Origin of the sequence: Eubacterium sp. SB2 (genome assembly GCF_001244405.1) — a bacterium.
In the GTDB taxonomy this organism is placed as follows: domain Bacteria; phylum Bacillota; class Clostridia; order Lachnospirales; family Lachnospiraceae; genus Faecalicatena; species Faecalicatena contortus_B.
This window is the reverse complement of the sequence record NZ_LN865150.1, coordinates 119,115-130,647: the sequence shown is the minus strand read 5'-3', so window position 1 is coordinate 130,647 and position 11,533 is coordinate 119,115. Positions and strand designations below refer to the sequence as shown.

The following is an 11,533-nucleotide window of genomic DNA, read 5'->3' as shown; positions in this document are numbered from 1 at the left end:
CTGCCCGTCTCACCGCCGTCGTACAAACCTCAGCCCCGGATAGCGGTACCCATGATTCTCCACCATCGCTGCATCTTCCTCCAGCACCATATACCGGCTGTTCTTCCTGGTACTCATATCATAAGCCAGTATCAGCTTTTCAAAATCCCCTTCCTCCGTAATCTCCAGCTTTGACACATCCAGCACCTCGTCCTTCATATGCGCCTCGATAAACTCCTCAATCTGCCTTCGATTGTATCTGGCCTGTATCCGGTTAAGCCTCAGCACATCACTTCTCTCCAGATCCTCGGCAGCCTCCTCCGGCGCCATCTGGCTGATAAAGTCCTGCCGCCCCTTCCGGCGCTTGTACAGCGACTTTTCGGAAATCATTTCCAGCAGGGACAGGTTCATCCGGCTTCCCGTACTCCGCAGAACCTCCTCATAATCGTCTCCCTGCGCCATGCGGTTCAGCAGCCGGATCACCAGTCCCTTCGTGTCCGTCTCCCCACTGAGCAGATAATTCAGCCTCGTCACCGTGGCCCGTACATACTTCGTGTGCTCCTTATCCATATTGGCAATCCTGTGCTCAATATCATCGAATCCCCGCTCAATCATATCAAGCAGGTCCAACACATCTTCCTTCGTATCTCCCTGCGCCCTGGAACGCTCCCGGATCTTCTCAATCCACTCCTCGTCCTCCCGCATATCCCGCAGAACCTTTTTAATATCCATCTTATAAATGTAGAAGTTGTCCGAAGTCTTTAGAATATGGTACTTCTTCTGCACAATCTCTTCGACATACCCCTCCAGATGCTCCTTCAACAGTTCCCCGTAAGTCTTCTGGTCCAAAAGCCTCGCAAAAAAACGGTCCATATTATGAAGCATGTCCTGCAGCGCCTTATTGAGCTTTCTCGTATTGATCAGCGCCGTCCGGAGCATATTCAGATTCACGCGCGGATCATGTTGAAATGAAAACAGCGTGGCATACACATTCTGGATATAAACTTCCGTCTCCTCCATGTCTTCCGATGTCAGCCGCTCAAAAGCATCGATAAAAACAGCAGAATAATCCGGTATCACAATATTCACAGCCAGCGTATTATAATCCTCAATCTTCTTCAGCCAGCCGGTCCTAAGCAGCCAGTTCAAGATACGGGAAGAAGGCGTCTCCAACATATCAAACTCCGTCTCATCCTCCTCGCGCTGCAGCTCAAACCGCTTCCTCGCGTTCATATCACCCAGAACCTGGATGCAGGCTTCCCGCGTCAAAAAGTAATTATTGTACTGGTATTCTTCATTAATATATAATAACGCCTCAATATAAGCATCCCGGTTCACCGAGCGGAATAAACTCCAAAAGGTGTCCGGGACTTCAAAACGCATCTGCATATTGTAATTGTTCCCCTTTGGTTCAGTAAGGTATTGTTGGTTTCCAAATACAGCATCAATCGTATAAACTCATATGGTGCAGGACAGCCCGCACCACACCCTTATTACATTTTATCATACGGCCAAAATACTGTAAACTGAAAGTTCGATTGCGGGCTTTTGTCTTGTTATCGAATCGGACGCCTGTGGGAAGGAGGGGACGTGGCACGGCGCAGGAGGCATATGTGGGTTTACAAGGCTTTCCATTTGTTAACTGCCACTAAAGAGGAAACAGCCGGATTTTATGGATCCGAAGGGATTCACCCCGTTTTCTGATGAAAACGCGGCTCAGCCCTTCTTGAAATTTGTTTGGTAAAACAAATTTCATCCATAAAATCCGGTTGTTTCCCCTTAAGTGGCAGTAACACGCATTCTATGCCCTGTAAACCCACATATGCCTCCTGCGCCGTGCCACGTCCCCTCCTTCCCACAGGCTGGTTCATCTGATCGGCAGGTAAGACTCGCTCACCAGGGAGGCCTATTTATAACATTCTTCCAGAACTTCTCTGATGTCCTCCAGCGTCATCGGTTTGAAGAGTAATTTCTGAATATTTGGTGTGACAACTCCCTGCATATCCTTTACCATAACCTCCAGTGCTTCGTCCGCCAATCCCAGTTCCTTGAAGTTTCTTGGCATTTGGAGTACGTCAAAGAATAATTCTTCAAACTTCCGGATGACCATTTCACCCATTTCCAACGGCGGAATGTTTTTGTCCATCCCAAATACGTTTACGCCAATGTCAACAAAACGGAATGCGGTATTCTCATCCAGAGCCCAGCGCATCCAGCGGGGTGTGATAACTGCCAGGCCTGCGCCATGCGTAATCTTATCGTTATAGGCACTGACTTCGTGTTCTAGTCCATGGCAGATCCATGCCGCATAATTCCCTTTTGTGGTAATGCCGTTGCACGCCCATGTACAGCCCAGCATAACATTGGCACGGGCATTATAGTTCTCAGGCTCATTGTAGGCTATTGGGCCGTATTCAAAGAAAGTCTTCAAAAGCGCCTCCCCTACTCGTGCATGGAAATAAGCGCCGTCCACCTGGGTAAAGTATGACTCCAGCGTATGGCTGATCCCGTCCACAATTCCGGCAGCTGTCTGCCATTTTCCTACGGTAAATGTATATTCCGGATCCAAAAATGTTACCTTGGGCCGAAGATCCGGGCCATGGAAGCCCTTCTTGACCTTTGTATCTTCATTGTTCAACACCGTACTTGTTGTCATCTCGGTTCCTGCACCGGAAGCTGTGGAAATAACAAGCACCGGAAGTACTTCCTTCTTCCACCACTGCCCAACCAGTTCGGACACATCGCCGTCATAATAGAAAGCAGTTGCAATTGCCTTCGCTGTATCAACACAGCTTCCGCCTCCGACTGCCAGGACGGCTTCAATCCTGTTCTCACGGCAAATATGGACGCCCTCGCGCACCAGGCCCATCTTTGGATTCGGTTCGACTCCCGGGAGCTCCTTAATATACGCGCCATCCTCATTCAGAATGTCCATTACCTTATCATACAGCCCCATTTTCTTAATACTTCCGCCGCCGTATACAACCAGTACCCGTTTGTTTGGGCTCCAGATGTTAATACTTTCCGCCAGGTTATCGAGCGCTGTTCTGCCAAAAAACAGCTGCGTTGGTGCACAAAACATAAAATCTTCCATTTCTCTTCTAATTTCCATTACTATTTCCTCCTGTTTGACTTTATTTATTCTGCTATTTGCTGGAAGGCATCCAATGTCTTCCAGAGTTCAGGCTCCCGATCCCAGAGCTTCATCATGATCGTGCCTATGTAAGCTCCGTCTGCCCCCGCTTGTTTTACTTCGTTTAATTCTTCTGCCGTTGATATTCCTGTTACCCCGAAAACAGGTGCTTTTACCCCTGCCTTTCTAATATAGGCCACGCGTTCTTTCCACGTGGTAAGCCCCGGCCTTGGTTCTGTTCTGCCATTTTTATTGCTCAGGAACACAATCTGGTTATCATTCGCTTTTGCAAGCTCGATTGCTTTTTCACTGGTATCATAGCCAATAAAAGTTGCCGTAGCGATACCGCGTTCATTCAGATAACGCATGATCTCCGGATCCATGGCAAGAACAGAATATACCTCAATTTCCTTGCAAAAATCACCAAACCGCTCCAGACCGATTGTCTCTATCACATCCGGATAGAGCACCAGGTGGATTTCCAGGTTTGGATGTTTTTTACGTATTTCGCGGAGCGCATCCATATACACTTCATATCCGCTGCCATACAGATTTCTGGCAGAGCGCATCCTTTCCTGGATAAACTCCGACTCGCGGGACGGGTCAGCCGATGGCATATCAAATTGCAGGGCACAGACGCCATGCGCAACATAATTGTCTACCATTTCTTTCGTTTTTTCGATGGTCGGCCAGCCGTTTATAATATAAAATACAGGCCTGAATCTCATATTCACCACTCCTTTCACCTACGATTATGAATCACTGATCAACAGGCTTTTTTGCCGCCCGTCATTCAGCCTCGGTTAAATATCGGAAAGAATCCAGTTTCTCCCATAGTTTATCTTCATCTTCCCATAGTTCCATCAATGCCGTACCGATATAGGCTCCATCGGCGCCTGCATCTTTTACTTCCTGAAGCTGTTCCTTCGTTGAAATTCCAGATACCGGATAAATCGGACCTTCTACCCCGCGTTTCCGGAGCCACTCAATCCGCTGCTTCCATGTAGCCAGGCCCTCTCTTGGTTCCATGTCTTCATATCTGCTATTGCTGCGCAGCATCACAAGATTCTTCGTGCGAACCGCACGTTCGACCATGAACTCCGGCATATCATAGTGCAGAAAATCTGTGGTGCGCACGCCCCGGCTGTTCAGATAATCTGCGGTTTCATTATTGTCAACCATAACCGTATATGTCTGGACTTCCAGACAGTAATCCGCGAACTTTTCCAGTCCGATGCGGTCCGCCACATCATTGTACAGTACCTGATGGAATTCTATTTTGGGATGCCTCTTTCGGATCTCCCTGATACAATCCATGAATATGTCATAATTCAATCCATATTGATCAATTGCATGCTTCATGCGTTCCTGAATAAATTTGGATTCCCCGTATGGATTAGAGGACGGCATGCATATCTGAATTGCATTTACACCATGATCGACATATTTATCGACCATTTCAATCGTTTTTTCTACGGATGGCCACCCGTTAATAATATAAAAAGCCGGACTAAATTTCACCCTTCTACCTCCTTTACAATCTGCCTTCTTCGATACGCCTGATAATCTCTTCCAGAGGGATTGCCTTTGCCGTATATTTTGTCAATTCTTCCAAATGAATCTTCGACCGTTCTTCCGTATCAGATGCCACCATGTCCGAGGCCGCATAGGCCTGGAACTGCCGCCACATTGCATCCGTGGCTGTTGCGCGCACATCATAATTCGTCTTTACACCGCACACAATTACATTACGGATCTCTTTCTCCTTCAGCTTCTTTTCGAGCTCCGTGCCAAAGAATGCAGAGGACGCAAAATGTGATATGACCAGATCCTCCGGAAGGACCTCCAGCCGCTCATCCATTTCGGCATCCCAGCTTCCCTTAGGCGGGACAGGATCCCTTCTTTTCAGAACTTCCGTATCCAGGGAGCACTCTTCTCCCTCAGACTCTAAATTTGCATATACGATAAGGACACCGCGTTCTCTCAGTTTCTGAATACCATCCAATATAGCAGGAATTACCTTTTCTGTTGTTTCATAAAACAAGCAGCCTTTTTTATTCGTAAACTGATTCTGCATATCCAGCACTACCATTGCGGTCCGGTTCGTTCTCTGCATGTTATCTCCCTCCCTTACAGTTTTCCTGCCTTCAGCAGCTCCATAACCTCTTCAGAATTTACAACGCTGCAGTACTGATGGCCCATTTCGTTTAGATGAAACTGATTCAGTTCCTCGGTATTTGTTCCCAGCATATCGCTGACCATAAAAGTGCGGAAACCGTAACTGGCCGAATCAGTGGTCGTTGCACGGCAGCACACATTTGTCTTTACTCCGCTGACCAATACATTTTCAACGCCTTTTTTCTTTAGTCGTTCCGCCAGGTCGGTATGCAGAAATGAACTGGCTGCAAATTTCTGCATCTTCCAGTCTCTTTCCGGGTCATAAGGAATCCTCTCATCAATTTCAGCTCCATAAGTCCCTTCTACCAGCGTTCTCGTATCGTGTGTAATCCGTGTAAGCTCCGGATTGGGTTTATGTTTATCCGGTACAAGAGAATAGATAATGACTATGAGGACTCCCTCGTCTCTCATGCGGTTTATTTTCTCAGCAAAATCTTTCAGCATAATCTCTGTGGTATGATAATACGCTTTTGCCCCTGGCTTCGTAAAATCGTTCTGCATATCAACTACCAGCAATGCCGTTTTTGTTTCCATAGTAATCACCTCCCGTTGTTATGTTGATACTACAAGTAATTGTATAACGCACTTATGTGCATTATTTAAATATCATCTCCTTTTTATTGGATTTGTATTGGCATGCAGTCAGTCCTGAAATAGAGCTGGCTCGCTTCTACCGGAAATGTCACCACACCATTTGTCGCAGTACATACGATTGCACGGTATAGCAATGGAAAGTCCTTTGGAACTTCCAGGGCAGAACTCATCTCCTCATCCGCAGAGATTGCACGCAGTACGCACCTTTCGGGTGTTATCGAAAGCCCAAAATTATTCTTTAGCACTTCCGACAAAGTGGTTTTGCTTAAGTCGATTTCTGAAAGTCCCCGGAGATACTTTATATTAATGGCTGTCTTAGCATAAATTACCGGAATCCCGTCGCCATAATATATCCGTTCATAATTCAGAACCTCATCTCCTGAATCAAGATGCAGGCATTCCGCCGAAACGGCGTCGCTTGGAAGCAGCTCCTGCCTGAGTACTTTGTGGGATGGCTCCATACCCTGCCGCCGGATCATCTCGCTGCATCCGTAATCATCCTTGCGTATCTCATTTTGGCGTTTTGATGCCTCTTCGACATAAGTGCCTTTCCCCTGAATTTTGTAGATATACTTGCTGGCTGCAAGTGCATCAAATGTTTTCCTAACAGTAGTCCGGCTGATTCCATATTGTTCACACAATATATTTTCAGATGGAAGCTTCTCATGCTCAGCCCAAAGTCCTGAATTAATTTTCGTAATAATATCCATCTTGAGACGATAATATTTTGGCACAGGAATTTCAGATGTGTTATCCATGACATTTTTATAATTTTCTTGCTCCATTCATCTTCAATCCTTTACATTTTGCTGTTATTATACCATATCCAGAAAAAATTGCCAAACATTTAAAAGCTTCATTGTTATCGCTTTTTTCTTATGTGAGATGTTATCAGTCTGCAGCTGCTGCTTTATATTCATAGATTTCCCTGCGGAGTTTATCCAGGTCTTTGGCCAGGCTGATCATTGCGGTTCCTACAAAGAACCCGTCCGCCCCGGCTTCCTTTACACCCTTCACATCTGCAGGGCTTTGGATTCCCCCTCCACAGTAGATTGGGCGTGTAATTCCAAGGTCACGCATATATTGGATCACATCCCCTAATGTCTCATATCCGGGCAGGGCCGTCTGCCCGGGGAACGGCTTTGTCTGCATATAGATGAGTCCCCCCGGCTTCAGACAATTGTTCAGCCGTTTAGGATCCAGTATAAAGCTGCCAAATGAACATCTGGAAACAGCCTTTTCATCTAACGCATCTATGGACTCCTTCGTCAGATTTGCTGAAATCACGCAGTCCACGCCCGCCTGCACACAAAAATCCGCGTAGCGTTGCGGGGTTACCATATCAAAAACTTCCTGATATACCATGGTATATACTTCCCGATCCGGATGTCTCTTCTTGATTCCTTCTATCGCATTAAAATATACTTCATAATCAGCTTCCGCAGCGTACGCCTCCTGCATCCACGTTTTAATTGTCTCTTTTTCGTAACATGGGTTGGGGCTTGGAATGCTGATTTCCACCGCGTTGCACCCGCCTTCTATATAGACATCCGCCATTTCCAGGCTTCTTTCCAGTGTCGGATAGCCAAGCGAAAGATAACCCACCATCTTCATTCCCTGCACCTCCTTTTTATTTATTTTTTGCAGATACCAGAGCAGCTGCCAGCTTCTCGTCTACACAGGCTTCTAATTTCCCATTGCCCTTAATGGAGGAACCGATAATAAATCCGTCTGCATACGGCATCTGTTCCTGAATATTATCCACGGATACTCCGCTTCCAACGATAACCGGGATTTTTACGGTCCGTTTCACACGCTGTATGGTTTCGATGGGTGTTTCCTCGCCGGTTGCCCTTCCCGTAACAATAATGGCGTCCGCGCCCTGCTTTTCTGCAAAATATGCCGACTCCTCAAGCCGCGTCTCCGGATACATCATTGTTCCGTGTTTTACCTGTATATCAGCCAAGACTGCAATATCCCGCATTCCTTCCTGTCTGCGCACCTCCCAGACCCGATTGGCGCTTGGATAAGAAACTCCCGGTGGAAAAATCATCGTGTCTACAAATGTTGTCAGCCTGACAAAACCGGCTCCGGATGCCTTCGCAACCGAAAACATATCCATACAGTCCGGCGTTAAATAAGATACTCCCGTAGGAAGGCTTACTGCCTGGCTTACTGCTTTGCAGATAATACTCATTGCCGCCAATTGCAGCTGCCCCCGCGCCATTCCCGAGGGAAGATCTAACGTAGGCTCTGTCAGTATTGCATCAAATCCCGCTCTTTCCAAAGTCTTTGCATCTGAAACCGCTTTTTCAATGATTGCGTCCATACTGCCTGCATAATTCATAGTCCCCGGCAAAGGAAGACAATGCACCATACCGATTAAAGCACTGTTTTTCTCAAGCATATTCATAAATTTCATACGGTATCACTTTCCCTTCATTTCTATTTTGCATCCGGACGCTGTCTGTTTCGTTCCAGTAACTCTTCTTCTGATGGGGCACGTGTCACAGAGCCATAGTCTTCAATAATAAAAGAGGCTTCCGTGCTTCCATACTGTGCAGCCGTCACAGGATCTTTGCCTTTACTCAACCCATATAGAAATCCTGCGACAAAGGCATCGCCTGCACCGATGGCGTTTACATTGCCGGCAGCGTTATCCGTGATCGGAACCGTTGTCTCTACGGCCTCGCCGCACTTTTTCTCGTATACAATGCAGCCTCTGATACCCAATGTTTTCACAATAATCTCTGCTTTACCGAACTTAAATAAATCTGTAATATCTGTATATCCATACATCTCATTGATCCATTCTACTTCTGATTCATTTGCGAATAGAATCGCGGTATCCCTCAAAATTGGTTCTAAATTTTCTTTGTTGAAGACAGAAGCATCCTGGCTCATGGACAGCACCATCGGCAGGCCGGATTCCTTGATTGCTTCATACATCGGCATCAAATCTCCTGCCTTCGGACAAGTAAGGACTGCCATCCTGCTGTCACTCAAAAACTCCGGACGAAGGGGAATATGCTCCGCTACCAGCTTACGCAGATCCACATGCCCTTCTGAGGAGTGATAACCGCCGATCGTAATGTGGTTTTTGTTCTCGTCCTCCAGCATATAACAGGTTAAATAATCATATTCCCCCTTTGGAGACTTAAAGACCGCGTCAACCGGTGTCCCGTATTCCGCATTCACGCGATGAATTTCATCCTGCATGCGGTCATCAGAATATGCCAGAACCGGATAAACCGGTACACCTAACTTAATCATATTATATGCGATATTCCATGCTTTCCCTCCATAATACAGTTTATCGAAATTAGTATTGGAAATCGGAGTTGTCACGCCTGGCTGCGGAAATTCTTTAAACTTAAATACTTTTACAGTTGTTGCTGTGCCAAATACTGTAAATTCATATTTCTTCATCATATCTTTCCTCCTTTGATTGAAAATTGTCACCGCACCTGGTAATGTCATCACTACAAGATTAGCACATGAGTTTTCTATTTGCAAGTATGTTTTTCATATTTTTTATTCTAGGCTCTTTTTTCATGGTTTTATACAGTTTTTGCTCTCTATTTTTGATAATATCGCCACTTGTAATTACAAGGATATAAGTTTATAATAAAACTATCAATAAAACCGTGTCATCGCTTTTATTCCTGGTAATGTTTGTCATCGCAAATAAAGATTCTTATTAGGAGGATAAATTTATGGCACAAAATACACAAGGAAACCAAAATGGGAAAGTAAAAGGGTTTTATGGCTGGTTTATCGTGGTCGCCTGTTTTCTGCTCTCGGCATCCAGTACCGGCCTTCTTACGAACCTGAACTCACTTTTTATTACGCCTGCAATTGAAACATTAAAAGTAAATCATTCTACATTTATGTTATTCAGTACACTGGCTATGTTTGCCTCTATGCTTGCAACTCCCTTTATCGGGCCTTTATTCCGTAAACACTCCGCTAGAAAGCTTATTATCATCGGAGGTATTCTGGGGGCCTGCGCGCATTTAATTTACTCCGTTGCAGCCAATGTCTGGTTCTTTTATCTGGGCGGAATTATTGCCGGGGCATCATCAGGATTATTTGGAACAATCCCAATGAATTATCTGCTGGCAAACTGGTTCTATGATAAGCGTGGTACAATGACAGGAATTGCCTTTACAGGTTCCAGCCTGATTACTTCTGCACTTTCCCCTGTTGTCACCAGGCTGATCGCAGCATATGGATGGCGGACAACTTACCGCATCCTGGCCGTAACAATCGTAATCGTTGTTCTAATCTCTGTTCTGTTAATACGTACCAAGCCTGAAGATATCGGGCAAAGGCCCCTCGGTACCGAGAACAAAAGTGAAGCCGAGATCAAACCAACTGGTTTTATGCGTAAAGATGCGATGAAAAAAATCTGGTTCTGGACTTACGCAATCGGCGTATTCCTGATGGGGTTAGTCGTATCCGGTACCCAGCAGCAGTTAGTCGCCTATTGGACTTCAGAAGGAATCTCTGCAGCCAGGGCCGCTACATTCTTCTCAGTTGTTATGCTGGTTGGATTGGTAGCAAAAATTCTTCTTGGAGGTGTATTCGACCATTTTGGAAGTTCAAAGTCCATTATTATTTGCGGGGTCATCTGTGCAGCGGCATTTGCTACCCTTGCCACCTGCCTTGGAAACGTAAGCGCCTTTATACCGGTTATTTTATTCGGAATCGTGTCTGCTGAATTGGTTATCGTTCCTTCCTTTACTGTACAGAGGGTATTCGGCCTGCTGGACTATGCATCAAATGTCAGTCTGTTTACTACGATTCTGTTCCTTGGAAGCGCCGTCGGCATTCCGTTTTGTGCAATCATTTTCGATTTAACAGGAAGCTACCGGATTGCATGGTTCCTATACGCTGTCCTTGCAGTCATACTGACAATCTGCCTGTTTATTTCCAACAAACTTTCGATTAAAGCGTTTCAAGAGACTCTTGGTATTGAAAGAGTGGACTAGATTGTAAGAATAAGCAATTCAATATAAGATAGCAGAAAAAAGGCTGCTCCGCACCAAAAGGTTCGGAACAGCTCTTTTTATTTATATTCCAAAAGTAATGCAAACTTCAGGACAAGTAGATATTCAAATACATACGTTCTGTGCAGCACAAAAAAAGGTGCAAAAAAGTTTACACAAAGTTGACATACAATCGCTGATCTTATTGACAAACCAGCACTCAAATAGTATAATATAACAAGTTATTTAGTTCTTTTAACCTGGTTCTGTTTTCACAGTTTAGTAACTGATCTTCGAATAATGATAAACCATTTATTCATTTTCACTATTTATACCACATTACATGCATAATATGAAAGAGAAGCGCAATACTAATTCTGTGGCAGTACTGCAGTGATATCCTTTTCTATTTTTATGAAATCCATGATAGTATGACTGATATTCCTTTGATAAATCCGGAATTACTATAAAATTGTTTTTTACGTAAACCCAGACGGGTCCCTCTAAGATAAAGAAGCTGTCCTTTCAGGCCACTACCCGGCCGTGAAAAGGGCAGCCTCTTTTGTTCATGCACAAAAATCTGTTTTTTCAAGTACGCCAAGACAAGCATCTTGCTCCGCATAACATAATACCGCCCCGCACCTCCCCCATCTGCTAA

General features: G+C 45.3%; 11 protein-coding genes. 1 reads left to right on the top strand and 10 read right to left on the bottom strand.

Annotation, left to right across the window (positions count from 1 at the left end; translation table 11 throughout):
* Positions 1–9: 9 nt before the first annotated feature.
* The 10 genes from BN1938_RS03875 to BN1938_RS03830 all read right to left on the bottom strand — a co-directional run bounded on the left by BN1938_RS03875 (position 10) and on the right by BN1938_RS03830 (position 9,316).
* Entirely contained in the window at positions 10–1,368 is a 1,359-nt protein-coding gene (locus BN1938_RS03875; protein WP_050639340.1) for a Wadjet anti-phage system protein JetA family protein, read from the bottom strand.
* Positions 1,369–1,885: 517 nt separating this feature from the next.
* Positions 1,886–3,091: an iron-containing alcohol dehydrogenase gene (locus BN1938_RS03870; protein WP_050639339.1), complete on the bottom strand. Its 1,206-nt coding sequence runs from the start codon at positions 3,089–3,091 to the stop codon at positions 1,886–1,888.
* Between the two features lie 26 nt (positions 3,092–3,117).
* A complete protein-coding gene (locus BN1938_RS03865) occupies positions 3,118–3,840 on the bottom strand; it encodes a tryptophan synthase subunit alpha (RefSeq protein WP_050639338.1) in 723 nt (240 codons plus the stop codon).
* Positions 3,841–3,901: 61 nt separating this feature from the next.
* Positions 3,902–4,633, bottom strand: coding sequence for a tryptophan synthase subunit alpha (locus tag BN1938_RS03860; protein ID WP_050639337.1), 732 nt, complete (start codon positions 4,631–4,633; stop codon positions 3,902–3,904).
* Between the two features lie 13 nt (positions 4,634–4,646).
* Positions 4,647–5,228, bottom strand: a complete 582-nt coding sequence (locus BN1938_RS03855) for a cysteine hydrolase family protein (protein ID WP_050639336.1) — start codon at positions 5,226–5,228, stop codon at positions 4,647–4,649.
* A 14-nt stretch (positions 5,229–5,242) separates the two neighbouring features.
* Positions 5,243–5,824, bottom strand: a complete 582-nt coding sequence (locus tag BN1938_RS03850) for a cysteine hydrolase family protein (protein WP_050639335.1) — start codon at positions 5,822–5,824, stop codon at positions 5,243–5,245.
* Between the two features lie 83 nt (positions 5,825–5,907).
* Positions 5,908–6,669, bottom strand: a complete 762-nt coding sequence (locus BN1938_RS03845) for a GntR family transcriptional regulator (RefSeq protein WP_050639334.1) — start codon at positions 6,667–6,669, stop codon at positions 5,908–5,910.
* Positions 6,670–6,775: 106 nt separating this feature from the next.
* Positions 6,776–7,507 carry a tryptophan synthase subunit alpha gene (locus BN1938_RS03840; RefSeq protein WP_255350404.1) on the bottom strand — a complete coding sequence of 244 codons (732 nt, stop codon included), beginning with the start codon at positions 7,505–7,507 and terminating at the stop codon, positions 6,776–6,778.
* A 7-nt stretch (positions 7,508–7,514) separates the two neighbouring features.
* Positions 7,515–8,306, bottom strand: coding sequence for a BtpA family protein (locus tag BN1938_RS03835; RefSeq protein WP_050639332.1), 792 nt, complete (start codon positions 8,304–8,306; stop codon positions 7,515–7,517).
* Between the two features lie 23 nt (positions 8,307–8,329).
* Positions 8,330–9,316, bottom strand: a complete 987-nt coding sequence (locus tag BN1938_RS03830; protein WP_050639331.1) for a carbohydrate kinase family protein — start codon at positions 9,314–9,316, stop codon at positions 8,330–8,332.
* Positions 9,317–9,600: 284 nt separating this feature from the next.
* Here BN1938_RS03830 and BN1938_RS03825 point away from each other — a divergent pair, with 284 nt between their 5' ends.
* A complete protein-coding gene (locus BN1938_RS03825) occupies positions 9,601–10,878 on the top strand; it encodes an MFS transporter (protein WP_050639330.1) in 1,278 nt (425 codons plus the stop codon).
* The last annotated feature ends 655 nt before the right edge of the window (positions 10,879–11,533 follow it).